General features: G+C 72.2%; 27 protein-coding genes. 14 read left to right on the top strand and 13 right to left on the bottom strand.

All coding sequences use genetic code 11. The features are described from left to right. Positions 1-16 precede the first annotated feature (16 nt). The 4 genes from ACQPXD_RS41600 to ACQPXD_RS41585 all read right to left on the bottom strand — a co-directional run bounded on the left by ACQPXD_RS41600 (position 17) and on the right by ACQPXD_RS41585 (position 1,620). Positions 17-703, bottom strand: coding sequence for a response regulator transcription factor (locus ACQPXD_RS41600; RefSeq protein ID WP_344620299.1), 687 nt, complete (start codon positions 701-703; stop codon positions 17-19). A gap of 88 nt (positions 704-791) precedes the next feature. Continuing rightward, positions 792-974, bottom strand: coding sequence for a hypothetical protein (locus ACQPXD_RS41595; RefSeq protein ID WP_432828104.1), 183 nt, complete (start codon positions 972-974; stop codon positions 792-794). Further along, on the bottom strand, positions 971-1,159 hold the full coding sequence (locus ACQPXD_RS41590; RefSeq protein WP_432828102.1) for a hypothetical protein: 189 nt from the start codon (positions 1,157-1,159) through the stop codon (positions 971-973). The genes ACQPXD_RS41595 and ACQPXD_RS41590 overlap by 4 nt, the downstream gene beginning before the upstream one ends. Then, complete coding sequence (locus ACQPXD_RS41585) at positions 1,156-1,620, bottom strand: hypothetical protein (protein ID WP_432828100.1); 465 nt, start codon at positions 1,618-1,620, stop codon at positions 1,156-1,158. The genes ACQPXD_RS41590 and ACQPXD_RS41585 overlap by 4 nt, the downstream gene beginning before the upstream one ends. A gap of 390 nt (positions 1,621-2,010) precedes the next feature. On the opposite strand from ACQPXD_RS41585, the gene ACQPXD_RS41580 reads away from it, so the two are divergent. Then, entirely contained in the window at positions 2,011-2,256 is a 246-nt protein-coding gene (locus ACQPXD_RS41580; RefSeq protein ID WP_432828098.1) for a DUF397 domain-containing protein, read from the top strand. On the opposite strand, the gene ACQPXD_RS41575 is transcribed toward ACQPXD_RS41580, so the two are convergent. Next, positions 2,199-2,891: a DUF6082 family protein gene (locus ACQPXD_RS41575; protein ID WP_432828096.1), complete on the bottom strand. Its 693-nt coding sequence runs from the start codon at positions 2,889-2,891 to the stop codon at positions 2,199-2,201. The genes ACQPXD_RS41580 and ACQPXD_RS41575 overlap by 58 nt on opposite strands. Positions 2,892-3,119: 228 nt before the next feature. Between ACQPXD_RS41575 and ACQPXD_RS41570 the strand changes: the two genes are divergently transcribed. From ACQPXD_RS41570 to ACQPXD_RS41560, 3 genes are read left to right on the top strand one after another with little or no spacing between them, the layout of a single operon-like run. Next, the gene (locus tag ACQPXD_RS41570; RefSeq protein WP_432828094.1) at positions 3,120-3,884 is read left to right on the top strand and encodes a crotonase/enoyl-CoA hydratase family protein; all 765 of its coding nucleotides are present in this window, start codon (positions 3,120-3,122) and stop codon (positions 3,882-3,884) included. A 5-nt stretch (positions 3,885-3,889) separates the two neighbouring features. Continuing rightward, on the top strand, positions 3,890-4,780 hold the full coding sequence (locus tag ACQPXD_RS41565) for a threonine/serine dehydratase (protein WP_432828092.1): 891 nt from the start codon (positions 3,890-3,892) through the stop codon (positions 4,778-4,780). Between the two features lie 33 nt (positions 4,781-4,813). Further along, positions 4,814-6,010: an FAD-dependent oxidoreductase gene (locus ACQPXD_RS41560; protein WP_432828090.1), complete on the top strand. Its 1,197-nt coding sequence runs from the start codon at positions 4,814-4,816 to the stop codon at positions 6,008-6,010. A 19-nt stretch (positions 6,011-6,029) separates the two neighbouring features. On the opposite strand, the gene ACQPXD_RS41555 is transcribed toward ACQPXD_RS41560, so the two are convergent. From ACQPXD_RS41555 to ACQPXD_RS41535, 5 genes are all read right to left on the bottom strand, one after another. Continuing rightward, positions 6,030-6,866, bottom strand: coding sequence for a DUF3626 domain-containing protein (locus ACQPXD_RS41555; RefSeq protein ID WP_432828088.1), 837 nt, complete (start codon positions 6,864-6,866; stop codon positions 6,030-6,032). A gap of 51 nt (positions 6,867-6,917) precedes the next feature. Further along, positions 6,918-7,211: a hypothetical protein gene (locus ACQPXD_RS41550; protein WP_432828086.1), complete on the bottom strand. Its 294-nt coding sequence runs from the start codon at positions 7,209-7,211 to the stop codon at positions 6,918-6,920. A gap of 132 nt (positions 7,212-7,343) precedes the next feature. Continuing rightward, positions 7,344-7,541: a hypothetical protein gene (locus tag ACQPXD_RS41545; RefSeq protein ID WP_432828084.1), complete on the bottom strand. Its 198-nt coding sequence runs from the start codon at positions 7,539-7,541 to the stop codon at positions 7,344-7,346. Between the two features lie 60 nt (positions 7,542-7,601). Then, positions 7,602-7,772: a hypothetical protein gene (locus ACQPXD_RS41540; protein ID WP_432828082.1), complete on the bottom strand. Its 171-nt coding sequence runs from the start codon at positions 7,770-7,772 to the stop codon at positions 7,602-7,604. 31 nt (positions 7,773-7,803) lie between these two features. Then, positions 7,804-8,823: a LacI family DNA-binding transcriptional regulator gene (locus tag ACQPXD_RS41535; RefSeq protein ID WP_432828080.1), complete on the bottom strand. Its 1,020-nt coding sequence runs from the start codon at positions 8,821-8,823 to the stop codon at positions 7,804-7,806. Positions 8,824-8,905: 82 nt separating this feature from the next. Between ACQPXD_RS41535 and ACQPXD_RS41530 the strand changes: the two genes are divergently transcribed. The 3 genes from ACQPXD_RS41530 (at position 8,906) to ACQPXD_RS41520 (ending at position 12,434) form a co-directional block, all read left to right on the top strand. Further along, the gene (locus tag ACQPXD_RS41530; RefSeq protein ID WP_432828078.1) at positions 8,906-9,607 is read left to right on the top strand and encodes a cupin domain-containing protein; all 702 of its coding nucleotides are present in this window, start codon (positions 8,906-8,908) and stop codon (positions 9,605-9,607) included. Between the two features lie 8 nt (positions 9,608-9,615). Continuing rightward, a complete protein-coding gene (locus tag ACQPXD_RS41525) occupies positions 9,616-10,767 on the top strand; it encodes a Gfo/Idh/MocA family protein (protein ID WP_432828076.1) in 1,152 nt (383 codons plus the stop codon). Positions 10,768-11,621: 854 nt separating this feature from the next. Further along, on the top strand, positions 11,622-12,434 hold the full coding sequence (locus ACQPXD_RS41520) for a sugar phosphate isomerase/epimerase family protein (protein WP_432828074.1): 813 nt from the start codon (positions 11,622-11,624) through the stop codon (positions 12,432-12,434). Between the two features lie 3 nt (positions 12,435-12,437). Here the strand turns inward: ACQPXD_RS41520 and ACQPXD_RS41515 are convergent, their stop codons facing one another. Both ACQPXD_RS41515 and ACQPXD_RS41510 read right to left on the bottom strand, forming a co-directional pair. Then, positions 12,438-13,865, bottom strand: coding sequence for a serine/threonine-protein kinase (locus ACQPXD_RS41515; protein WP_432828072.1), 1,428 nt, complete (start codon positions 13,863-13,865; stop codon positions 12,438-12,440). Positions 13,866-14,158: 293 nt separating this feature from the next. After that, positions 14,159-14,611: a MarR family winged helix-turn-helix transcriptional regulator gene (locus ACQPXD_RS41510; protein WP_432828070.1), complete on the bottom strand. Its 453-nt coding sequence runs from the start codon at positions 14,609-14,611 to the stop codon at positions 14,159-14,161. A 412-nt stretch (positions 14,612-15,023) separates the two neighbouring features. Here ACQPXD_RS41510 and ACQPXD_RS41505 point away from each other — a divergent pair, with 412 nt between their 5' ends. After that, on the top strand, positions 15,024-15,893 hold the full coding sequence (locus ACQPXD_RS41505) for a Kelch repeat-containing protein (protein WP_432828068.1): 870 nt from the start codon (positions 15,024-15,026) through the stop codon (positions 15,891-15,893). A gap of 126 nt (positions 15,894-16,019) precedes the next feature. Here the strand turns inward: ACQPXD_RS41505 and ACQPXD_RS41500 are convergent, their stop codons facing one another. Further along, positions 16,020-16,781 (bottom strand): DUF72 domain-containing protein, encoded by a 762-nt coding sequence (locus tag ACQPXD_RS41500; protein WP_432828066.1) that lies wholly within the window; start codon positions 16,779-16,781, stop codon positions 16,020-16,022. Positions 16,782-16,964: 183 nt separating this feature from the next. On the opposite strand from ACQPXD_RS41500, the gene ACQPXD_RS41495 reads away from it, so the two are divergent. From ACQPXD_RS41495 to ACQPXD_RS41470, 6 genes are all read left to right on the top strand, one after another. Then, a complete protein-coding gene (locus ACQPXD_RS41495) occupies positions 16,965-17,099 on the top strand; it encodes a hypothetical protein (protein WP_432828064.1) in 135 nt (44 codons plus the stop codon). A gap of 213 nt (positions 17,100-17,312) precedes the next feature. Continuing rightward, positions 17,313-17,504 (top strand): hypothetical protein, encoded by a 192-nt coding sequence (locus ACQPXD_RS41490; protein ID WP_432828062.1) that lies wholly within the window; start codon positions 17,313-17,315, stop codon positions 17,502-17,504. Beyond that, on the top strand, positions 17,501-20,254 hold the full coding sequence (locus ACQPXD_RS41485; RefSeq protein WP_432828060.1) for a helix-turn-helix transcriptional regulator: 2,754 nt from the start codon (positions 17,501-17,503) through the stop codon (positions 20,252-20,254). The genes ACQPXD_RS41490 and ACQPXD_RS41485 overlap by 4 nt, the downstream gene beginning before the upstream one ends. Before the next feature lie 801 nt (positions 20,255-21,055). Then, entirely contained in the window at positions 21,056-22,399 is a 1,344-nt protein-coding gene (locus ACQPXD_RS41480; protein WP_432828058.1) for a sugar efflux transporter, read from the top strand. Positions 22,400-22,409: 10 nt separating this feature from the next. Beyond that, entirely contained in the window at positions 22,410-22,664 is a 255-nt protein-coding gene (locus tag ACQPXD_RS41475; protein WP_432828056.1) for a DUF6412 domain-containing protein, read from the top strand. Positions 22,665-22,973: 309 nt separating this feature from the next. Then, on the top strand, positions 22,974-23,732 hold the full coding sequence (locus ACQPXD_RS41470) for a YidC/Oxa1 family membrane protein insertase (protein WP_432828054.1): 759 nt from the start codon (positions 22,974-22,976) through the stop codon (positions 23,730-23,732). Positions 23,733-23,835: the final 103 nt, after the last annotated feature.

Genomic DNA, 23,835 nt, shown 5'->3' with positions numbered 1-23,835 from the left:
TAGGCGAGGGTTCGCCTCAGTCCGGCGCCGCGAACCTGAAGCCCACGCCCCGCACGGTGTGCAGGTACCGGGGCGCCGACGCGCTCTCGCCGAGCTTCCGGCGCAGCCAGTACAGATGCACGTCGATCGTCTGGTCCTCGCCCACTGAGGGTTGCCGCCATACCTCCTCCAACAGCTCACGGCGTGAGACCACCCGGCCGGGCCGGGCGGCGAGGTACGCCAGCAGGTCGAACTCCTTGCGGGTCAGGGTCAGCGGCTCGCCGTGCAGGTATGCCTGCCGCTGCCCGATGTCCACCCGCAAGCCTCCCACCTCGATGGCGGTGGGTTCCTCGCGGCTCGCCCGTCCCGTGCGGCGCAGCACGGAGGTCATCCGGGCGTCCAGGTGGGCCGAGGTGAACGGCTTGATCATGTAGTCGTCGGCGCCGGCCTTGAGCAGCCGGACGATCTCCGCCTCGTCGTCGCGGGCGGTGGCGATGATGATCGGTGTGTCGGCGATGCCGCGCAGCATCCGCAGCGCGTCCGCGCCATCGAGGTCGGGCAGACCGAGATCCAGCACGACCAGGTCGGGCGTCTCGGCGGCGAAGCGGCGCAGCGCCTCCAGAGCCGTGCCGACCGCGTGCACCGTGTGACCCCGGTCGGTCAATGAGCGCAGCAGCGCGCCCCGCACGACGTGATCGTCCTCAACGAGTAGCACCGTGGCCATGCGAAGAAGGTACCGGTTGTGGCAAGCGGTAGTCTCCACGGTCGATGGACGAATCCGACATGTCCGTTCTTTCACTAACGGTCATCGCTCATTCGTCGCAACTTCCATGCTTACGGGTACGGCCTGGTGACTGTCTGCAGTACGCATCACCGCCATGACGGTCGATGCCGCGCTCAACCGAGATCCGCATGCGGGCGCCCAGCGCCCGCGCGTACCGGCTCAGGGTTGCGACCTCGTTGACGTCGAGATCGCCGTTCTCGATCTGGCTCACCCGGCCGGGCGAGACGCCATGATCTCGGCCACCTGCCGCTGCGTCAGGCCCAGGCGCTTGCGCTCCTCGGCAAGATGGAAGGCGTTGACCCACGCTTCGGTGCGGGCCCGTTCGGCGGCGAGCGCCTCATCGTCGCCGTCTTGCAGGTCGGCGCGAATGTCATCCCAGTCGTGGAACTCGGTCACGAGCCCTCCCTCCCGCGGCCCGCACTGCCAAGGCGGCCGGCCCCGGGCGCCTCCGCGGCCGCGAACGGTCGGTAGGCCTCCCGAACTCTGATGATGGCCGGGATCAAAGTTCGGCCGTCGGCCGGCAGCTGGACTCCGGACGCGCTCGAGTAGTCGATCGGCTCCGCGTTGTTGAGGAGCTCGGCGGGGATGCCGAGGCGGGTGAGCGAGCTCAGCATGTTCGGCGACAGCACCGCGATCCAGGTCTCACATCCCGCTTCCAGCGACTCGCGCCCCGCCGCGAGGAGCAGCCGCAGCAGCACCTCGGGCCGGCGCCGGTGGCTGGGCAGCATCGACACCCGGGAGGCCTCCCACACCTGCCCGGTGAGCTCCGCCGGCCAGCCGCCCCAGAACCGCCGGCCGTGCTCCATGCCGGCGATCAACCGCATCGACCCGACCGCCCGCCCGTCCTCGGCGACCACGAAGTGGGTCGTCCCGGGATCCTCGTCCGCGGCATCGTGCGGGTCGGTGGACCGGGCGACCGGGCGACCGGGCAGGACGCCATCAGCCGGCCCTCGCAGTACACCCGGTGGCGCACCTGAATCCCCTGCGATGCCGCCGTTGACGGGAACGTCCCCGACCGCACCTCCGATCCCATAGACGGGATCCTACGTGTCCCCATCGGGCGGGGGCGAAGCGCGAGACGGGTTCGCGCTTTAGTACGGTGGCGACTCGCCGTGAGGTAACCCCTCCGGTAGCTCCCCGGATTCGATGCCGTAAAGTCGTCGCCGCCTGTCCGTATTGTGCGGGTTCGGGCCTTTTGTAGGTATCCGTGCTGGTCTGGTGGCTGACGTCCATTGTTGAGGAGCATTGTGGGTCCGGATCGTTCGGCATGGCGCCGAGCTTCGCGTTGCGTCAGTGAGCACAACTGCGTCGAGTTCTCCGACCGCGGCCCGTCGATATCGGTGCGTGACTCGGTCATCCCCGCCGTGGCGCTGACGTTTGCCGCCGATGACTGGCGGTCGTTCGTCACGCTGCTGAAGAACGACGCGTTCGAAGGTCACCAATCGTCTCTCGGCGTGGCGAGCCGGGTGCGACCGGGCGCCATCGGTTCATAGGCTCGAGCCGGCGGCCCGTTCTTGATCGCCCGCAGGTATTCCTCGTTGACGATGGCCCGGAATCGCTCACGGCGCGGCCATCGCCGTTTCGGATCGTGCCAGTCGCCGTGCCGCTCCCAGTACATCCGCGGAACCTCGGAGTCGAAGTAGGTCCGCAGCAACGTCCGTAGCTCCGGCTCGTTGAGGATTCGGTCCTCCCAGGAGAAGGACCAGTTCAGCACCACGAAACCGGCATAAAAGAACAGCCTCTCGTCCACGTGGGGCGGCGCGAAGCGCGGCCCCCAGCACTGGGCGTATGCCGGCTCGGCCATCGACAGCAGCACGGTGTCCCGATTCAGTCGGCGGTACTCACCACGCAATGCGCGCTGAAAGTTCTTGCGCTGCACGGCGAGCGAGGCCGCAACAACGATCAAGGCGGCGGTCGACAACAATGCCGAAGCCGGACCGTACGCCTGGCCGATGTCTCCGAGGCGGTTCCAGTCTCGATTGTCCTCGTACATCGAGGAGATCAATTTCGGCGATAGCGCGACGACGCAGAAGACCGCCACCAGGCCCGAAAGCAGCGCTGCGATCTGCAGCAGCCTGGCGAGCAGCCGTACCGACCGGTCGAGATCTATCACCTTGCGTGCCGACATGCCGCCCCCTCGCGTGTGGCACCTTCCTGCATTATCGCGGAGTCGGCGGTGCAATCGCCCATTCATTCATGTAAGAATAAAAGTGCCGTATCGCTGGTTGTCAGGCGGCCGAGGGGCGTATCACCGACCGCCCCATGACAAGGGATTGTTGCAATTTGCATACCCTGCGGTCGGTTTTTGAATGGGGCGGAGAAGCGCCCGCCGCGACCGTGGGACCACACTATCGGTATGACCGTGCGAGTGGAGCGCCGCGGGGCGGTGTACACCGTCGTGCTGGATCGGCCGGAGACGCGTAATGCCGTGGATCGGGCCACCGCTGAGGCGTTGGCGGAGGCGTTTCGGGCGTTCGATGACGATTCTGACGCGGCCGTGGCGGTGTTGTGGGGGGCCGGGGGCACGTTCTGTTCGGGCGCCGATCTCAAGGCCGTGGCGGACGGGCGGGCGAACCGGGTCGAGCCGGACGGGGACGGGCCGCTCGGGCCGACCCGGATGCGGCTGTCCAAGCCGGTGATCGCGGCCGTCGCCGGGCATGCGGTGGCCGGCGGGCTGGAGCTGGCGATCTGGTGCGACCTGCGGGTGGTCGAGCGGGACGCGGTGTTCGGGGTGTACTGCCGGCGCTGGGGTGTCCCCCTCGTCGACGGCGGTACCGTGCGGCTGCCCCGGCTCATCGGGGCGGGGCGGGCGCTCGACCTGATCCTGACCGGGCGCGGCGTCGACGCCGAGGAGGCGCACCGGATCGGGCTCGCCGACCGGGTCGTGCCCACCGGCACCGCGCGGGCGGCGGCGGAGGAGCTCGCCGCGGAGCTGGCCGCGCTGCCGCAGGCGTGCCTGCGCAACGACCGGCTGTCGGTGTACGACAGCCTCGGCCGCAGCGTCGAGGAAGGGCTCGCCGTCGAGTACCGCTACGGGGCGGACTCGCTGGCGCGCGGGGCGCGGGAGGGGGCGGCGCGGTTCGCGGCGGGGGAAGGGCGGCACGGGACCGGGCTAGGGTGATCTTCGTGGTGGACAAGACTGACATCGAAGCGGCGGCGCGGCGGATCGGCGGGCACGTCCGGCACACCCCGTCGTACGAGGTGCGCCCCGGGCTCTGGTTCAAGCTGGAGCTGCTGCAGCACAGCGGGTCGTTCAAGGCGCGGGGCGCGTTCAACCGGATCCTCGCCGCGCGGGAAGCGGGGGCGCTGCCGGACAGCGGGGTAGTCGTAGCGTCCGGGGGCAACGCGGGGCTGGGCGTGGCCTACGCGGCGGCCCGGCTGGGCGTGCGGGCCGAGGTGTTCCTGCCGGTGACGGCGCCGGCGACGAAGGTGGCGCGGCTGCGGGAGTACGGCGCCGTCGTGTACCAGCACGGCCGCGAGTATGCCGAGGCCCACGCCGCGTCGCAGACCCGGGCGGCGGAGACCGGGGCGCTGGTCGTGCACGCCTACGACCAGCCGGAGATCGTCGCCGGACAGGGCACGGTCGGGCTGGAGCTGCCGGAGGCCGACACGGTCCTCGTCGCGGTCGGGGGCGGCGGGCTGATCGGCGGGATCGCCGCCGCCGTCGGCGACCGGGCCCGGATCGTGGCCGTGGAGCCGGTCGGGGCGCCGACCCTGCATGCCGCGCTCGCCGCCGGCCATCCGGTCGACGTCCCGGTGGAGAGCGTGGCCGCGGACTCGCTCGGTGCCCGTCGGGTCGGCGGGATCGCCTTTGATTTGGCGGTACACCATAAAGTCGAAAGCATTCTCGTGAGCGATGAGGCGATCGTCGATGCCCGCCACCGGCTGTGGCGTGAGCACCGCCTCGCCGTGGAGCACGGGGCCGCGGCCGCCTTCGCCGGGCTCGACCTCGTCGCCGACCCGGGCGCGGCGGTCGTCGTGCTGTGCGGGGCGAACACCGACCCCGCCACCCTGTAACCCGGCGGACGTTTGTCCGCCCGCGGATCGGGGATGGGCTCAGGCATGGTCGTCAAGGCCGACGTGTGCATCGTGGGCGGCGGGCCGGCCGGGCTGGTCCTGGCGCTGCTGCTGGGCCGGCGCGGGGTCGGCGCCGTGGTCCTGGAGCGGCACGCGACCTTCCTGCGCGACTTCCGCGGCGACACCGTGCACCCGTCGACGCTGCAGCTCATGGACGAGCTCGGCCTCTACGACGACCTGGTCCGGCTGCCGCACCGAGTCGTGCGCCAGCTCCAGGTCACCTACGCCACCGGGACCTACCGCCCGGTCGACTTCGAGCGGCTGCGGACGCCGCACCCCTACGTCATGATGCTGCCCCAGTGGGACTTCCTGGAGCTGCTCGTCTCGCGCGGCGACTTCGCGCTCCGTCGCGAGGCCGAGGTGATCGCCGTCAACCGCCGCGACCGGCGGGTGGTCGGCGTCACCGCAGGGACAACGCAGGGGCCGGTCGAGGTGGTCGCCCCGCTCACGGTCGCCTGCGACGGGCGCGATTCGACGGTACGCCGGGAGCTAGGCCTTCGCTCAAAGGTCTTCGGCGCGCCCATCGACGTGCTCTGGTTCCGGCTCTCGCGCCGGCCTGCCGATCCGGAGGGCCTGGCCGGCCGCATCGACGAGGGCCGCCTCTTCGTCGGCATCGACCGCGGCGACTACTGGCAGATCGGCTGGGTGGTACCCAAGGGCGGCGAGGCGCAGCTCCGCGCGGCCGGCCTGCCCGCGTTCCGGGCCGGGATCGCGGACAGCGTGCCCTACCTCGCCGACCGGGTGAGCGAGATCGAGGGCTGGGAGCAGGTCCACACGCTGACCGTCCGGATGGACCGGCTGTACCGCTGGCACGTCCCCGGCGCCCTGCTGATCGGCGACGCGGCGCACGCGATGTCCCCGGTCGGCGGCGTGGGCATCAACCTGGCGATCCAGGACGCGGTGGCCGCGGCCCGGGTGATCGGCGACGCTTTCGCCTCGGGCCGCCCACCGACGGAGCGCGAGCTGGCCACGGTCCAGCGCCGCCGCGCCCTGCCCACGGCCGGTACCCAACTTCTCCAGCGCGCCCTGCAACGAGCGGTGCTCGCGCCGGCCCTCACCGGCCGCCCGCTGTCCCCGCCCCTGCCGCTACGCCTGCTGGACCGCTACCCACCCTTGCGCACGCTCCCGGCCCGCCTGATCGGCGTCGGCCTCCGCCCGGAACACGTCTGACGGCCCTCACGCACTCTCTTCATCCCCGCATCTCGGGGCTACCGAACCTGGCCACGTAGTGCCAGACCCGCTTGAGCGCCTGCTCATCGTATCGACCGGTTCGAGCCGCAGCTCCGATGATCCGCGGGTCGAGTCGCCCACCACGAGCCAACGACAGACCGAGGCTGACGAACTCCGATCCCCGGTACTCCGGATGCCGGCGAAGCTCGGTACTGGTCAGCACGAAGCCGCCGTGCCACTGCACCGGGCAGCCCAGCCGGCCGGCCATCGTCTCGACCGAGGAGCCGCGGTAACAGGGATCAAGGACGACGGCTTCAACATCCCGGGTGAGATCCACAATGCCGTGAACCTGTGCCTCGATGTAGTCGTCGAGCGGATCCGTCTCATCCCGTTCGGCCATCGCCACCAGGGCCGACATCTTCGACGCCACACCGAAATGCACGGGCTCGAAGAAGCTGTCCGGATAGCAGAACGTCGTGCGGGCCAGCGCACCTGCGGCCACGCGCAGGTACGCCGAGCCGAAACGCGGCGAGCCGCCGACCGAACGCATCCGGAAGTTCAACGACCCGTACTTGGGGCGCTCCGAGGCCGCCGCCTCGTCATACGCCCCCGCGAAGATCCGGCTCTCCCACCGCCACCGGTCGCCGCCGTGATGGGCAGTAAGCCCGCCATTACTCGTCCCCGTCTCAAACTGCGACCGGTACAGCCCCTCACGGGCCAGCACCTCCAGCATCGGCACACCGGCCACGAGCCGATCAGGGTGAAAATGCAACGTCACCCGCCACGACGGATCCACCGCCTCGCCGGCCGCCAACGCCGTCACATGAGCAATCGCCCACCCCTGCGGCCCTCTCATGGCGGCAGTATCCACGAACGAACGATGCGCAGCGACGCAAAATCCCACGCCTCAACTCTTGACGGCCTCCGCGATCTGCAGGGCGGCCTGGGCCGGCGTGAGGTGCGTGGTGTCGACGACCTCGGCCTCGGCATGCAGCCACGTGCGGGCCGCCTCGGCATAGGGCTCGAGGTACTTGAGGCGGAACGGGGAGTTGTCCGTCTCGGGCAGCCCCGGCGTGATGTCCATGAGTGTCCCGCCGACCTTCTCCGCGTCGAACACCCGCGAATCCGGGATCAGCGGCTGCACGAGCGCACCGGTCGTCGTCTTGCCCGCACCGTGAGTGCCGTTGAGCCACACGATCACGAGACCCGACCCTACATGCAGCGCTTGTGCAGGCCGCGGGAACGGTGCACGGCAGAAATCCGACGGCCTGCAGAGCGTCACGGGAACGCAGTGGCAACTATCGCTGATCGGAACTCGGTGATTCGCGCGGAGTCAGCGGCGGGCGTAGCGGCGCCGGCGGCTGGCCCAGCGGGTGGTCGTCCAGGCGCCCGCGCCCGCCAGGTGCAGGGCGATGCACAGGAAGCCGGCCAGGCTCAGCGTGCCGACGTCGAGCACCGGGCCGGAGTTGATGCCGAGCAGGTCGATCAGCAGGGCGACCGCGAACAGGATCGCGGCGATCACAGCGAACACGTCAGCCTCCGGGAGGAGAAGCCAGGTTGATGAGCGCTGTCTACCCAGCGGCGGCGAAAGCTAATCGATACCCAGCAGGTCGCGCAGCGCGGCGGCGCCCGCGGGCGTGAGCTTCACGGCGCGGCCCGAGCCGATGCGGATGAGCCATCGCTCGGCGAAGAACCGTTCGCGCAGGCGGGCGCCGGCCAGGCCTGGCCGCGACCGTCGAGACTGCCGCAGCGGTACGGGCAAGTGCGCCGGTCCGCGCCGGGCTGCCCTCGTATCAGGAGGTCAACGGCTGGCTGCTGGCCCGGCGCACCAGGACCGCCGGCGCCGGCTCGATGCGGGCCGCGGCGTCGTCGGTGCCGTCCAGCGCCAGGGACATCGCCCGGGCGCCCATGTCGGCCAGCGGCAGCCGGACCGTGGTCAGCGCCGGGGTCACGTCGCGGGCGATCGGCATGTCGTCGAAGCCCACCACGCTGACCCGCTCCGGCACGGCGATCCCGCGCTCCCGCAGCGTGCTCAGCGCCCCGACGGCCATCGAGTCGTTGAGCGCCACGATCGCGGTCAGGTCGGGGGAGGCGTCCAGCAGCGCGGCGGTGGCCTCGGCGCCGCCGTCGCGGTCGAAGCCGGCGTACGCGATGCGCCGCGCCGGCAGCGTGCGGCCCGACTCGCGGGCGGCCCGGCGCAGCCCGGCCAGCCGGTCCGTGGTCGTGGTGAGCACCCGTGGGCCGGCGATCACCCCGACCTTGCGGTGCCCGCCGCCGAACAGCTCGGCGCCGGCCAGGTAGCCGCCCTCCTCGTTGGCCGGCATGACGGCGTCGCCGGGCAGCTCGTGCCGGCCGATGACGCTGACCCGGCCGCCGGTGCGGGTGTACGCGGCGAGCTTGGCCTTCAGCGACCGGGTGAACGCGGCGTCGTGGTAGCCGGAGCCGGCCAGCACGATCGCGGCGACCTGCTGGGCGCGCAGCAGCTCGACGTACTCCAGCTCGCGCCTCGGGTCGCGGTAGCTGTTGCAGATGATGACCAGCCGGCCGTGCGCGGTCGCCACCTGCTGCAGGCCGCGGGTGATCTCGGCGAAGTACGGGTCGGAGACGTCGTGCACGATCACGCCGACGGCGGTGCGCTGGGCGCGGGCCAGCAGCTGGGCGTGCGCGTTGGGCACGTAGTGCAGCTCGTCGACGGCCCGCAGCACCCGCGCCCGCAGCTCGTCGGTGACCAGCTTCGTGCTGCCGCTGACGATCCGGGATGCGGTGGCCGGTGACACGCCCGCGCGGCGAGCGACATCGGCGAGCGTCGCCATCGCAGACCCCTCTCCATTGACCCGCGCTCAGCGTACCGGCTAGCCTCGGGAAAGCGGTTTCCTGAGTCCCGGGAGGGTTGCGATGTCCCATCTGCCCGGTGCGGTCGGTGTGTCGCGGCTATCGGTGTACGACACGACGGCGCCCGACGGGCTGCACGGCGGCACGCCGCACATGCACCTGACGTGCTCGGAGGGGTATGTGGTGGTGGCCGGCTCCGGCCACGTGCAGACGCTGTCCGGGGAGGGCTACCGCGAGACGCCGCTGAGCCCGGGCACGGTCGCCTGGTTCCGGCCCGGCACCATCCACCGGCTCGTCAACGAGGGCGGCCTGCAGATCGTGGTGCTGATGCAGAACAGCGGCCTGCCGGAGGCGGGCGACGCGGTGCTGACCTTCCCGCCCGAGGTCCTCGCCGATCCCGCCGCCTACCGGGCGGCGGCCACCCTGCCCGGCGGCTCCGGCAGCGATCTCGCCCCCGCCTACCGCCGGCGCGACCTGGCCGTCACCGGGTTCCTCGCCATGCGTTCGGCCGGGCCCGGCGCGTTCACCGACTTCTGCCGCGCCGCCGCCGCGCTGGTCGCGCCCAAGCTCGCCGACTGGCGCAAGCGCTGGGAATCCGGCGCCCTCGAAGTGGCGCTGGAGACCGGCCGGCAGCTGGACGCGCTCGACAAGTCCGAGATCGCGCACCTGGCCAACGGCGGCATCGAGGTGCTGCCCGCGCCCACCGAGCGGGGCAAGCACGGCATGTGCGGCCTGCTCGAGACCTACATCCCGCCCGCCGCGTAAGGAGTTCCGTGAACCGCGTTCCGATCGGCATCGCGATCAACGGCGTGACCGGCCGCATGGGGTACCGCCAGCATCTGGTCCGCTCGCTGCTGGCCATCCGTTCCGACGGCGGCCTGCCCACCGCCGACGGCCGGCGGCTGTGGCCCGAGCCGGTCCTGGTCGGCCGCAACCCGGCCAAGCTGGCCGAGATCGCCGAGCGGCACGGCCTCACCGACTGGACGACCGACCTCGACGCCGTGCTCGCCCGCCCCGACGTGCACATCTACTTCGACTCGCAGGTCACCCAGCAGCGGGAGAAGGCGATCCGGGCCGCGATCGAGGCCGGCAAGCACGTGTACACCGAAAAGCCCCTCGCCGACGACACCGCCGCCGCCGTGGACCTCTGCCGGGCCGCCCGCGCCGTCGGCGTCAAGCACGGCGTGGTGCAGGACAAGCTGTTCCTGCCCGGCCTGCGCAAGCTGGCCCGCCTGGTGCAAGGCGGCTTCTTCGGCCGCATCCTCTCCGTCCGCGGCGAGTTCGGCTACTGGGTCTTCGAGGGCGACTGGCAGGCCGCCCAGCGCCCGTCGTGGAACTACCGGGCCGCGGACGGCGGCGGCATCGTGGTCGACATGTTCCCGCACTGGCAGTATGTGCTGGAGCGCATCTTCGCCCCGGTCCGCACCGTGCAGGCGACGGTCACCACCCACATCCCGTCCCGCGTTGACGAGTCCGGCACCCCCTACGAGGCCACCGCGGACGATGCGGCGTACGGCATCTTCGAGCTCGACGGCGGCATCATCGCCCAGATCAACTCCTCGTGGGCCGTGCGGGTCTACCGCGACGAGCTCGTCGAGTTCCAGGTCGACGGCACGCACGGCTCCGCCGTCGCGGGCTTGCGCGAGTGCCGCATCCAGCACCGCGGCGCCACCCCGAAGCCGGTGTGGAACCCGGACCTGCCGGCGACGGAGCGCTTCCGCGAGCAGTGGCAGCTCGTTCCCGACAACGAACCGTTCGACAACGGCTTCCGCGTGCAGTGGGAGCAGTTCCTGCGCCACGTCCACGAGGACGCGGAGTTCCCGTGGGACTTCGCCGCGGGCGCGCGGGGGGTCCAGCTGGCGGAGCTCGGCCTGGAATCGGCCCGCACCGGCCGGCGCCTCGAGATCCCACCGCTGGACCTGTAAGCCCGGTATCCGAGAGATGCACCGGTGTTGGGCGGATTTATCCGCCGCTCCGCGACGGATAAATCCGACATTTCGGTTATGTGTGGAACTGGATGCGCGCTCTTGCGACCTCGGCCTTCCTGTGGCGTCGGACCGTTCCACCGGCGGCTGGCGACCGTTCCACCGGCGGCCGGCGGCTGGCGACCGTTCCACCGGCGGCCGGCGGCCGGCGGCCGGTGGCCGGTGGCCGGTGGCCGGTGGCCGGTGGCCGGTGGCCGGTGGCCGGTGGCCGGCGAGACCCGTCCTGCGCGCGTCCAGGCACGCGCGGCGAGCACGATCCGTGATGCGGGTCGCCGCACGTTGGGCGGTCCCGCACGGCGGGCGCTGCAAGCCGCGGAGCACAGCGCAGCGACCGGAAGTCTCCGCGATCATGCCGCACCCGCTGCGACACCACGGGTTTTTCATGATCACGGAGCGAACGTGTACACCTGTGTACCACAAGTCTCCGGGATCATGGGAAACCCGCGGTTCGGCTGCGGCACGCGCATGATCGCGGAGACATACGTCCGGCTCGGCTCGCGCTCGGCCCCGGCTCGGCTCGCGCTCGGCCCCGGCTCGGCTCGCGCTCGGCCCCGGCCCGGCCCCCGGCCCGGCCCCCGGCCCGGCCCCCGGCCCGGCCCCCGGCCCGGCCCGGCCTCGCCCGGCGGCGGCTTGGCCTCGGTCGGGGTGCGGCGCTCGACGCCTTGCCCGCAAGGGTGCGGCGGGTTCGCCACATAACCGAAATGTCGGAAATATCCGTCGCGGAGCGGCGGATATTTCCGGCCCGGAGTCGCACGCGGACCGCGGGCGACAACAACAAAGGTGACGGAGGGAAAATGTCCGACCTGTCGCGGTTCTCGCTCAATCAGGCGACCACCAAGCGTTGGCCGATGGACGCCACCGTCGCGGGCTGCGTCGCCGCCGGCGTGCCGGGCATCGGCCTGTGGCGCGATCAGGTGGCGACCTTCGGCGTCGAGCGCACCGCTGCGCTCGTCCGCGCCGCCGGCCTCAGCGTCACCACGCTGTGCCGCGGCGGGTTCTTCACCGACGAGGACTGGCGCGACGACAACCTGCGGGCCATCGACGAGGCCGCGACGCTCGGCGCGCCGGTTCTGGTCCTGGTCAGCGGCGGCCTGCCCGAGGGTAGCCGTGACGTCGACGGCGCCCGGCGGCGCATCGGCGACGCGGTCGGGGAGTTGGTGCCGCACGCGCGGGCGGCCGGCGTACGGCTGGCGATCGAGCCGCTGCACCCCATGTTCGCCTCGGACCGCTGCGCGGTCGCCACGCTCGGTAACGCGCTCGATCTGGCGGCGCCGTATCCGGCGGAGGTCGTCGGGGTGGCGATCGATACGTACCACCTGTGGTGGGACGACCGGGTCTGGACGGATCTGGCCAGGGCCGGCGCCGGCGGGCGGATCGCGTGCTTCCAGGTCGCCGACTGGATCACGCCGCTGCCGGCCGGTGTGCTGCTCGGCCGCGGGCTGCCCGGGACCGGCTGCATCGAGTTGCGCCGCTTCCGCGAGGCCGTCGACGCGACCGGCTACGCCGGGCCGATCGAGGTCGAGGTGTTCCACGAGGACGTGTGGTCACGCCCCGGCGCGGAGGTGCTCGAGGAGACGATCCGGCGCTTCCGCGAGCACGTGCTCTGAGCGCTACTGCGCCGCGATCGGCAGCGCGCCGGCGCCGTCGATCGGGCCGCCGGTCGGCGTCGGATCGGTCGTCGTGGGCGGTGGGGGCGGCGGCGCCGTGGTCGGGTCCGCCGGCGTGGTGGGCGGCGGGGCCGCCGTCGTGGTGGGCGTGATCGGCGCGCTCGGCGTCGTCGTCGGGGTCGCCGGGCCGCCGTCGGTCAGCGTCGCGGCTGGGGTCTGCGCGACGTTGGTCGGGTTGCCGATCAGGGTCTGGGTCGGGCCGTTGTTGGGGCGGACGCCGGGGCCGTTGCCGGCGGTCACGTGCGGGCCGGGCTGGGGCGACAGGTTGGTCGTGACCGAGTCGCCGCCGGTGGTGCCGTGGTGCGAGTCGGAGCCGGGGTTGCCGCCCATGAGGTCCGACGTCGTCTCGGCCGCCGCGAAGACCAGGGCCAGCGCCATCGGTACCGCGATCGCCATCGACGTCACGCGCCGGCGCGACAGCTGCGGTGCGCCGCGCAGCCAGCGGCGCTGGACCGGGACCGTGACCGCCTCGAGGTCGTCGATGGCCAGTCCGAGCAGCAGCTGCCGGGCGTCGGGGCGGTCCGCCGGGTCGCGGCTCAGCGCGGCCGCGACCAGGTCGTGGACCGGGTCGGGCACGCCGCTGAGGTCGGGGTCGCCCTCGAGGATCTTCCAGGCGCGGGCGGCCGCCTCCTCGCCGCCATACGGGTGCCGGCCGGTCGCGGCGAACGCGACCAGGCAGCCCCAGCCGAAGATGTCCATCGCCGCCGTCGGCTCCTCGGCGCGCAGCTGCTCGGGGGAGGCCCAGCCGAGGCTGCCCACGATGTTGCCGGTGCCGGTGATGTCGCTGGCGGCGTCGAGTGCCCGGGCGATGCCGAAGTCGATGATGCGCACCCCGCCGAGCGTGATCATGAGATTGCTCGGCTTGAGATCGCGATGTACCAAACCAACGTTATGAATCGCGGCGAGCGAGGCCGCGACGCCGAGTGCGACGCTGTGCAGCATCGCCGGGTCGAGCGGGCCGTCGTCGGCGACGAGGCGCGACAGCGGGATGCCGTCGATATATTCCGTGACGAGGTACGGGCGCTCCTCGTACACCCCGGAATCCAGCACCCGGGCCGTGCAGAACCCCGGCACCCGCTGGGCGGCGCGCACCTCGCCCGCGAAGCGCACCCGGAAGCGTGGGTCCCGGGCCAGGTGCTGGTGGACCAGCTTGACCGCGACCCGCGTGCCCTCCGGGGACTGCGCCAGATAGACCGTGCCCATCCCGCCGATGCCCAGCTGGCCGATCAGCCGGTAGTCGTCGATGCGGACCGGGTCGTTCTGGGTCAGATCGCCCACGGTGGCGCGCTTGGCCGGCGCGGCCGAGCGCAGCGGCGGCAGGTCCGGCGTGCCGGACTCGCCGGCGTCGTCGTGTTTGCCTGCCTCGGTCATCGGGGTCCTTCCACGGTCTTCCGTCGCGGATCTGAGTGTTGTTCACGTGCAGTTTGGTCTGTCCGCCGGATTCTGGAAAGACCGTGCTGGATGTAACCGTTATGCCCGTTCGGACGCCCTATTCCGGGAGCGGTACGACCGGCCGTCGCTGGGTCGAACAGTAGTCCAGCAAGGCCCCTTCGACTGCTGCGAGGGCCTGACTGTTATGCCACTGTTCTGGTCTTTCTCCAACGATCGGCAGCCGCCGGAATGACGTAATTCCCCGTATCGGGCGCTATCCGGACAATGTCCGGCTAGCGGGGTCGCTCCAGGTGATCGACCAGTCCACGTAGCGCAGTGGTGATCCGGGCGAGTTCGGCCGGCTCGAGACAGGACAGCGCGAACGCCTCGGCCGACTCCGACTCGGGCAGCAGCTCGCGGATCAGCCGGTGGCCCTTGCGCGTGAGCTGCAGCAGCACCAGGCGCCCGTCGCCGGGGTGGTTGACCCGCCGCATCAGCCCGCGCCCGGACAGCGTGTCGACCACGCCGGTGAGTGTCGCCTTGGAGATCGCGGCCTGCTCGGCCACGTGCCGGGTCTCGATCAGCCGCGCCGCCCACACCGTGCGGAGCACGACGAAGCCGGTCCACGTGAGCTGCCGGGGGCGGAGCACCTCCTGCTCGACGTGCTGGCGTACTGCGTTGGCGGCGCGATGCAGGTGGAGCACGGTCTCCGTCGCACCGGTGAACGCTCCGGAGTCCCTGCTCACCGTTGCGGTCACCGTGCCCTGCGCCGGGGTAGTCGAATCGATCCAACCGCGCGCTTGCCCATATGGGCGGCCCCCCTCCGGTCCCCACATCGAATACCCACAATATCGGCACCGTGCCAGTTCCGTTGCTCCGTCATCACGCTGAGCGAGTCGACGGCCGGTTCGTGCGGCTTTCGCCGAATATCGGGGAATTGAAACTTGTGATGGTCTCTGCGAGACTGGCCCCATGCGTCCGTGGCTGTCGACGGCCGCACTGGTCCCGTCCCTCGTTGGTGGCTTCCTGGGTGCTTCGGCCTGCACCTCCACTGCAGAAGAGTCGGGAGCCGGCCCGTCTGATACATCGATCGCGACGGGTGCGTCCTGGGTGCGCCTGCCGGATGCGCCGTCGCAGCGCACGGAGGTTGCCGCTGCCTTGAGTGGTACCTCCGTAGTCGTGGCCGGCGGCCTGCGCGCCGACAACGGCACGGTGACCACCGTCGAGGTCTTCGACACCCGCACCCGCACCTGGGCGGCCGGTCCGCCGCTGCCCCTCCCGGTCAATCACGCCATGTCCGCGTCGGTCGGCGGGGTGGTGTACGTCATCGGTGGGTACCTCTCGGACGGCACCCCGAGCGCGGCCGCGTTCCGCCTCGACCCGCCCCCGAGTTCTGCCGGTCCTTCTGCCGCCGTTTCTGCCGGTTGGCGGTGGCGCTCCGTAGCGGACATGCCGTCGGCCCGGGCCGCGGGGGCGGCCGCCGCGCTGGGGGATCGCATCTACGTCGCCGCCGGGATCGGGCCGGGCCGGGATGCGCTGGCCGACTCCATGCTCGTCTACGACACCGTCGCCGACCGGTGGTCGTCCGGGCCGGGCGCGCCGACCCGGCGCGAGCACCTCGGCGGGGCCGCCGCGGGCGGGTCGTTCTACACCGTCGGCGGGCGGACCGCGGCGGGCGGCAACATGAGCGTCGTCGAGTCGTACTCCCCGGCCACCGGCGCCTGGACGCGCCGCCCCGACCTGCCCACGGCCCGCGGCGGGCTGGCCGCGACCGGCGCCTGCGACGGGGTCGTGATCGCCGCCGGGGGCGAGGGGGAGCACACGTTCGCGCAGGTCGAGGCCTTCGTGCCGGCCGACGGGGCGGGCGGGTCGTGGCGGACGCTCCCGCCGATGCCGCATCCGCGCCACGGCCTGGGGATGGTCGCGGTCGGCTCGTCGCTCGTCACGCTGCCGGGCGGGCCCGAGCCCGGGCTGCACGTGGGCGCGGTGACCGAGGCGCTCGACCTGGCGCTCCTCGGGCGGTGCTGAACGGGCTGCCGGCTACCGGCGGTCGTCGCGGTCGCGGTTCAGCAGGCGGCGGCGCTGCCAGACCAGCAGCGTGAGGAAGGCGGCGACCACGAAGATCGCGCAGCAGAACTTGGCCACGGTCGAAGACTACGACCACCGCGGGACGCGGCCCGGGGCCCGGGTGATCTCGATGCCGCGGCGTTGGGCCAGGTGGGCGAGGGCTACGGCGTCGGTGACGGCGGCGCAGCCCGGGTCGTTGTTGAAGTACACGTAAGATTCCTCGAACGTCTCGGCCAGGCGGCCGGCCCAGGTATCGAGGGCGGTGCGGCCGTAGCGGGGCCAAGGGGTGGCGCGTCCCTCGTGCATGCGTAGGTAGCCCCAGCCGGCGGTGCGCCACAGCGGGGACCGGGGGCGGCCCTTGCGATCCGACCAGCACAGTGCGGCATCGTGCGACTGCAGCACGTCGCGAACCTCGGCCGTCCACCACGACTCGTGCCGCGGCTCGACGGCCACGCGGACGTCGCGGGGGAAGGCGGCGAGCGTCTCGTCGAGCGCGGCCGGGTCGGCCGGCATCGTCGGCGGGAGCTGCAGTAGCACCGGGCCGAGCTTGCCGCCCAGGCCGGCGGCCCGCCCGAGCAGCCGCGCGACCGGTTCGCGGGGCTCGCGGAGCCGCTTGACGTGGGTGAGAAAGCGGCTGGCCTTGACCGCCAGGATGAAATCTTCGGGGGTACGTCGACGCCACTGCTCGAACGTCGCGCGCTCCGGCAGGCGGTAGAACGCGTTGTTCACCTCGACCGTGCCGAACGCCGCCGCGTAGTGCTCCAGCCACAGCCGCTGCGGGACCTCCCGGGGGTAGAAGCGGCCGCGCCAGTCCTTGTACTGCCAGCCGGAGGTACCGATACGCATCATGCCCGGACCCGTTCCCCGCCGCGCGGCACCCGTAACCTGCGCTTCTACGGATACGTAGATGGCGTCGGCGGCCGTCTACGTATGTCGGGCCCTCGGGATTACGTAAGCGATACCGATGGATCACAGGCCTTACTCGGACACCATGGAGTGGTCCGGTAACGGCTTCACAGCGAGGTTCTCGAGATGATGAACGTGCACGATGGTCTGCTCACCGAGCTCGTCCGCCAGCGCCGCCTGCACCTGCTCGACGAGGCGAAGCACTGGTCAAGCCGCGTGAAGCTGCGGCGCCGAGCGTCGCGCGAGCGCGTGATCGCCTGATGGGGATCCCTCGCGACCGAACCGCGGGGGAGTGCGGCCCCGGCGCCCCGTGCGCCGGGGCCGCATTGGTTTCTGGGGCTTCGCTTTAGAGCCGGCGACCGATGACTAGGTCGCCCCGCCGACACAAAATACGTAACAGATGCAGATGCCACCAGGTCCTTACCTCGACAGGATGAAGTCACGCCCCCCACGGGACCGAGACAAGGAGTCGAGATGATGCACCCGGTGTTCCTCTACAGCCAGCTCCAGCACCGCCAGCAGGGCCTGCTCGGGCTGGACCTGGGCGACCGCCGCGCGGTCCGCGTCGCGCGCCGTTCCTGGTGGCGCAGGTCGCGACCGTCACAACCGGAGGACCGTCCCTCCGCCGGTAGGCTGGTGCTGTGCGGGCCAGCCGTAGCGGAATGAGCCAGGTGATGGTCGGCCGCGACGACGAGCTGCGCAGACTGCGACGGCTCGTCGACGGGTCCGAGCCCTCCATCGCCATGCTCGGCGGCGAGCCGGGCATCGGCAAGAGCCGTCTGGTGCAGGAGCTGATCGCCGGGTTGCCCGACACGGTCCCGGTCCTGGACGGCCATGCCGATGCCGGCACGCTCAGCCGGCCGTTCGAGGTGCTGCTCGACGCCATCGACGGCTGTCACCGTTCCGACAGCCTCGACCCGGAGCTGCTGCGGGTCGTCACCGACGCGTCCCGGTCGATGATCGACCGGATCCAGGCGGGGCTGGAGATCGTGCGCCACCTGACGACGCCGGGGTCCTCGATCGTCGTGTTCGAGGACCTGCACTGGGCCGACTCGGAGAGCGTCGCGCTGTTCGAGCGGATCGCCGAGCTGCCCGGCAGTCACCTGCTGATCGGCACGTATCGGCCCGACGAGGTCACCCGGCGGCACCCGCTCGCCGACCTGCTGACCCGGCTCGAGCGCCGATACGCGGTCACCAATGTGCGGCTGGAGCGGCTCAGCCTGGCCGACACCTCGATGTTCCTGAAGTCGGCGACCGGCCGCCCGCCCGCCTATCGCACCGCCCTGTCGCTGCACAACCGCACCGGCGGCAACCCGTTCTTCCTGGAGGAGCTGCTCAAGGCCAACGGCGACGCCGACCTCGACACCCTGTGCGACCGGCCGCTGCCGTGGAACATCGCCGAGGCGCTGCGCCGGCAGGTCGACGACCTCGACGACGCGGAGAAGCGCGTTGTGGAGGCGGCGGCCGTGCTCGGGCGCAAGGTCCCGTTCGACCTGCTGGCCGCCGTCACCGGCTTCGAGGAGCAGGAGCTCATCGACGGCCTGCGCGACCTGGTGCGGCGCGGGCTGATGGTCGAGACCGGCGACGACGAGTTCAGCTTCCGGCACGCCCTGACCCGCGAGGCGCTCGTCGACGAGATGCTCGCCCGGCAGCGGCGCCGGCTGCACGAGCTGGCGCTGGAGACGCTGCTGTCGACGGGCAGCAAGGACTACGCGCTCATCGCGCACCACGGCAAGGGGGCCGGGCGCTACCTCGACATGGTCGAGGCCGCCCGCCGCGGGCTGCACGTCTACCTGGCGATGGGCTCGCCCTATCAGGCGCTCCAGCTGGCGGAGATGGGCCTCGACGAGCTGCCCGACGACGTGGAGCTGCTCTCGTGCGGGGCGCGCGCCGCCTGGCTCGCCGGCCTGCTCGACGACGCGCAGGAGCTGGGACGGCGCTGGCTCGACGCGGCCGCCACCCGCGAGGAGCGCTGCGACGCGCTGCGGCTGCTGGTGCGGCTCAGCTGGGAGATCGGCAGCAGCGGGAGCATGCAGCAGCGGGCCGCGCAGCTGCGGGCCGAGATCGCGCACCTCGACGACGGGCCGGCGAAGGCGCAGGCGTTCGCGGCGATCGCCCAGGCCTACATGCTGCACGACGACACCGAGCGGGCCGTCGCCTGGGCCGACATGGCGATCGCGCTCGGCGAGGAGCTCGGGCTGCCCGCCGTCTGGCTGGCCGGCAAGGTCGAGAAGGGCTCCGCCCTCGTCAACGTCGCGGCCGGCGTCGACGAGGGCGTCAAGCTGCTCAACGAGGCCGCGCAGGAGGCCGAGGAGGCCGGCGAGTGGCTGCTCGCCGCCCGGTCGCTCAACAACCTCTACAACCTGCTGCCCGGCGGCCCGGCGGACTGGTCCGCGGCGCTGGAGCGGATGCGCGTGTTCGCGGAGCGGGCCGGGTTCGAGTCGCTCGCCGTGGCGTCCTACTTCCAGGGCCGGGCCCGGCTCGCCGTCCAGGAGGGCAACCTCGGCGCCGCCATCGCCGAGCTCGAGGCCGCCCGCCGCCGCGACCGGGGCGTGCTGCGCACCCGCAACGGCAGCGACTACCACGGCGTGTTCTTCGCCGGGCTGCTGCTGGAGGCGGGCGAGCTCGACAAGGCCGACACGGTGATCCGCGGCATGATCGAGCAGTCCACCGAGACCTACACGATGCTCACCCAGACGTCGGTCCCCGGCCTGCAGTTCCACCTGGCCTGCCGGCTCGGCCGCGTCGAGCAGGCCCGCGAGCTGCTGCGCACCGTCCTCGACGCGGTCCGCGTCACCGGCGTCACCGGCCGCGACTTCGCCCACGACCTCATCTCCGCCGGCCTCGCCGCCGGCCTGGGCGCCGAGGAGCTGCGCCCGCTGGCCGCCGCGATGGACGACCCGCTGTTCGACGATGCGTATCGCTGGCTCGCCGACGCCCAACTCGCCGAGGCCACCGGCGACACCGCCGAGGCCCTGCGCGGCTACCGCGCCGCCACCGCCGAGCCCACCATGCTGCTGCCCGCCCAGCGCGGCACCGCCCACCTCGCCGCCGCCCGCTGCCTGCTCGCCCAGGGCGCCGCCGAGGCCGCCCGCGACCAGGTCCGCGCCGCCGAGCCCCACCTCGCCCGCTGGTCCGGCTGGCGCCTCGCCGAGCTGACCGCCCTCCGCAGCCGCCTCGGCCTCGCCACCCCCATCCCCGCCGGCGCCGGCGCCGCCGACCAGGCCCTCACCCCCCGCGAGCGCGAGGTCGCCACCCTCCTCGCCGAGGGCCTCACCAACGCCGAGCTCGCCCGCCGCCTCTACATCTCCCCCCGCACCGCCGCCGTCCACGTCTCCAACATCCTCAACAAACTCAACCTCGACTCCCGCACCCAGGTCGCCGCCTGGGTCAAGTCCCGCACCCCCGTCCCCTAACCCCCCACCCGCTCCGCCCGTCGGCCCCGCCCCGCCCCGCCCGCCGGCCGCGCGGACCCAGCCAGCCGGCCCCGCCCGCCCCGCCCCGCCCGACCCAGCCAGCCGGCCCCGCCCCGCCCGCTCGGCCCCCGCCGACCCAGCCGGCCCGGCCCTGCCCCTCGGCCCCCGCCGACCCAGCCGGTCGTGCCCCCGCCGGCTGCGCGGACCCAGCCGCCCGGCCCCGCCCGCGCCGCACGGCCCCGCCGCGCCGACCCGGCCGGTCCCGCCCCGCCCGCTCGGCCCCGTCGACCCAGCCCGCCCCGCCGCGCCGCGGCCCGCTCCGCCCCGGCCGGTCCTGCCCCGCCCGCTCGGCCCCGTCGACCCAGCCCGCCCCGCCGGTCCCGCCCAGCGGCGTGCTTGGGTCCGCGGCGGACGTTCCGGATTTATCGCCTGGAGGGCGAAATGTCCGACCGGCGTAGCTGGCGCGGTCGAATGTCTCCGTGATCATGATGCTCGCGGTGGGTGCACCACGGGTTTGTCATGATCGTGGAGACTTTCGGTACACGGGTGTACATCAGCGCTCCGTGATCATGAAAAACCGTTGGTGTCGGGGGCGGGTGGGGCATGATCGCGGAGACTTCTGGTCGCTGCTGTGCTCTGCGGCGTGTGGTGCGGGCTGCGTGGCGTCCGGCGCTGGGTCTGGGGCTGCGTTCGGGCTGCGTGGTGCATTCGCATCCGGCGCTATCGCCGTCTGTCGGCCCTCGCCGCGGGCGGGGGTCGGGCTGGGGCGGGGGATCGCGACTTTATCGGTACAGTGCGGTTATGACCCTGGCCGCCCCGGTGCGTATGCGAAGTGTTGGTTGGGCGTTGGTTCCGCTGGGGCTGATGTTTCTTGCGGTTGGGTTGTCTCCCGCGCTCGTGCTGCCGTTCATGTCGCTGTTTCTCAGTACGGCCGTGCATGCGGGGCCGGTGCGGGTCACCGTGTTCCTCGTCGCGGCGCCGCTGGCTGGGGTGGTTGCGGCTAGCGTGATTGGGCGGCTGTCGGATCGGAGGGCGATCAGGCGGTTGATCCTCGTGGGTGCGGCGGTGGCGGGGCTGGTGGGGACCGGGCTGACGGCGTTCGTCCGGGATTACTGGGTCTTGCTGGGGCTGACCGTGACGGCCACGGCGGTGGCGGGCTCGCTGTTTCCGCAGACGTTCGCGTATGCGCGGCAGATCCTCGAGCGGGATGATCCCGCCCGCGTCGCGGTCGGCATCAGTGCGATGCGTACGGTGTTCTCGCTCGCTTGGGTGGCGGGGCCGCCGGTCGGTGCGCTCATGCTCGACCTCGGGGGCTTCCGCCTGGTGTACGGGCTGGCCGCGGCGATGTACGCGCTGGCGGCGCTCGTGGCGCTGTTCCGGCTCGAAGAGGTCGGCGTGGCTGGAGGCCCCGCGCCCGTTGAGGGCCGCGACGGGCTCATGGCCGAGAGACCCGAGAGAGCCGAGAGAGCCGAGAGAGCCGAGGGGGCCGAGAGAGTCGAGGGGGCCGAGAGAGCCGAGGGGGCCGAGAGAGCCGAGGGGGCCGAGAGAGCCGAGGGGGCCGAGAGAGCCGAGGGGGCCGAGCCGCCGCGTGCGGTGCTGCTGTTGACGGCGCTCGCGTTCGTGCTGTTGCAGGTCCCGCTGACGCTCGGGGTGCAGGCGTTGCCGCTGTTCGTCGGCCAAGATCTGCACCGCGGGGCCTCCGAGGCGGGGGTCATCCTCGGGCTGTGTGCCGCCCTCGAAATACCGCTGATGCTCGGGCTCGGCACCCTGACGACCCGGTTCCGGCTTCGCACGCTCATTCTCGTCGGCGGGGCCTGCGGGGTCGCCTACTACGCGGCCGCGTCGGTGACGCCGAACATCTGGGTCCTCGGGGCCGCGCAGGTGGTCAACGCGTTCTTCATCGCCGCGGTGTCCGGGGTCGGCATCTCGTACATGCAGGATCTGATGCCCGGCCGGCCGGGGCGGGCCACGACCCTGTTTACGAACACGTTCCCGGTCGGTGCGGTCGTCGCCGGGCCGTTGTTCGGCGTGGCGGCGCAGGTCGGTTATCGGTCCGCGTACGCCATGGGCGCCCTCCTGTGCGCCGCCGGGCTGCTGCTGTTGCTCCTGGTGCGGCCTGCCGCGGGTGTTGGCGCGGGCGGGTAGCATCGACGTCATGACGTGGTCGATGACCACCTTGCTCGGTGCGTGGACGTCGGTCGCCACGCCGAGCGAGCTTGTCGCCGTGGCCACCGCGGTGCTGGCGGCGCTGGCCGTTGTGCTGGCGGCGCGGCTGGTGGCCGGGGCGCCCGTCGCGCCCGCGCGGATGCATGCCGTTCCCGCCCGGGCTCGGGCGGCTCGCGGACAGGTGATCCGCGTTGTCGATCCGGATGCCGCCGGCCGGCCGCGGCCCCGAGCGCCCGGGTTCTGACCCTTCTCCCGCGGCCATGGTGGCCCGGGTCTGGCCTTGAGCCGGCCCTCGGCGACCGCGGCCCCGCGCCGCTGTCGGCGGTTCGGGTTCGGTAGCACTCCTGCGCGCACCGGGCGTCGTGTCCGGCGTTCTCGTCGCTCCACCGGCCAGGCGGCAAGCAACCCCGCAGCACGCCTGCGCGCGCCGGGCGTCGTGTCCGGCGTTCTCGTCGCTCCACCCGCGAGGCGGCAAGCAACCCCGCTCAAGAAGCCGCGTTGCGCGCCAAATCCTCGCTGAGACGTTCACGCTGACCGAGAAGGGTCACTCTCCGTGGTTCACCATGTTCTGATTGTGCTGGCCGGGCTGCTTGGGTCCGTGCCGTTGGCCATTGTCGTCGCCACGCTGCTGTTGCGGGGCTTGTTGTTGCCGCTGAGCCTGCGGGCGTATCGGGGGGAGCGGGTGCGGGCCCGGTTCGCGCCCCGGCTCGCCGAGCTCCGGGAGCGGTATCGGGACCAGCCGGCCGTGCTCGCCGAGCAGACCTCGGCGCTGCTGCGGGAGGAAGGGGCGGGGCCGTTCGCGGGACTGCTGCCGATGCTGGCGCAGGCGCCGTTCGTCTGGCTGTTGTACCGGGAGTTCACCGGCACCGGCATGCACGGGCACACACTGCTCGGCGGCGATCTCACCGCTCGGCTCATCGGGCACCCGGCGCTGCTCGCGGGATGGCTGGTCGTCGTCGCCCTCGCGCTGATCGCGGTGTGGAACGTGCGGCAGTTGCCGGCCGGATCGCCGTGGTTCGCGCGGGTGCTGTCGTTCCTGACGGTGGGGTTCGCGGTCTTCGTGCCGCTCGCCGCCGGGCTGTACCTGGTGACTACCGGAGTGTGGACGGCCGCCGAGCGCTGGATCTTCCGGCGGGCGATGCCGAACGACCCGGCCCCGGCCCCGGTCCCGGCGAAAGTCCCAGCCCCTGTCCCGGCGGCGGTCCCGGCAGTGGTCCCGGTAGCGGTGGCGGCGGACAAGCGGCGTACGGTCGGTGCCGACGCCAGGAGGCGCAAGGGCGGAGGGCGGCGCCGGAATATCGGCAGACTTTAGCAGTACCACGCGGAAGTTTATTCGAAACATAGAAAAGTTCGGCTGCCTCTGGCGGAAGAGGGGCGCGGGGATCTACGCTCCTAGTCCAGCGACAGTCGGCGAT

The sequence above is a fragment of the Dactylosporangium sp. CA-092794 genome (assembly GCF_050948465.1).
Lineage (GTDB): Bacteria > Actinomycetota > Actinomycetes > Mycobacteriales > Micromonosporaceae > Dactylosporangium.
Note: the sequence above shows the minus strand (reverse complement) of the source record. Positions and strands in the feature narration are given on the sequence as shown.

Coding starts and splice junctions, on each gene's coding strand:
- ACQPXD_RS41480 (WP_432828058.1), top strand. CDS start 21,056: ATGACCCTGGCCGCCCCGGTGCGTATGCGAAGTGTTGGTTGGGCGTTG.
- ACQPXD_RS41500 (WP_432828066.1), bottom strand. CDS start 16,781: ATGATGCGTATCGGTACCTCCGGCTGGCAGTACAAGGACTGGCGCGGC.
- ACQPXD_RS41575 (WP_432828096.1), bottom strand. CDS start 2,891: ATGTCGGCACGCAAGGTGATAGATCTCGACCGGTCGGTACGGCTGCTC.
- ACQPXD_RS41475 (WP_432828056.1), top strand. CDS start 22,410: ATGACGTGGTCGATGACCACCTTGCTCGGTGCGTGGACGTCGGTCGCC.
- ACQPXD_RS41515 (WP_432828072.1), bottom strand. CDS start 13,865: ATGACCGAGGCAGGCAAACACGACGACGCCGGCGAGTCCGGCACGCCG.
- ACQPXD_RS41555 (WP_432828088.1), bottom strand. CDS start 6,866: ATGAGAGGGCCGCAGGGGTGGGCGATTGCTCATGTGACGGCGTTGGCG.
- ACQPXD_RS41600 (WP_344620299.1), bottom strand. CDS start 703: ATGGCCACGGTGCTACTCGTTGAGGACGATCACGTCGTGCGGGGCGCG.
- ACQPXD_RS41520 (WP_432828074.1), top strand. CDS start 11,622: ATGTCCGACCTGTCGCGGTTCTCGCTCAATCAGGCGACCACCAAGCGT.
- ACQPXD_RS41485 (WP_432828060.1), top strand. CDS start 17,501: ATGAGCCAGGTGATGGTCGGCCGCGACGACGAGCTGCGCAGACTGCGA.
- ACQPXD_RS41535 (WP_432828080.1), bottom strand. CDS start 8,823: ATGGCGACGCTCGCCGATGTCGCTCGCCGCGCGGGCGTGTCACCGGCC.
- ACQPXD_RS41495 (WP_432828064.1), top strand. CDS start 16,965: ATGATGAACGTGCACGATGGTCTGCTCACCGAGCTCGTCCGCCAGCGC.
- ACQPXD_RS41530 (WP_432828078.1), top strand. CDS start 8,906: ATGTCCCATCTGCCCGGTGCGGTCGGTGTGTCGCGGCTATCGGTGTAC.
- ACQPXD_RS41560 (WP_432828090.1), top strand. CDS start 4,814: ATGGGCTCAGGCATGGTCGTCAAGGCCGACGTGTGCATCGTGGGCGGC.
- ACQPXD_RS41490 (WP_432828062.1), top strand. CDS start 17,313: ATGATGCACCCGGTGTTCCTCTACAGCCAGCTCCAGCACCGCCAGCAG.
- ACQPXD_RS41570 (WP_432828094.1), top strand. CDS start 3,120: ATGACCGTGCGAGTGGAGCGCCGCGGGGCGGTGTACACCGTCGTGCTG.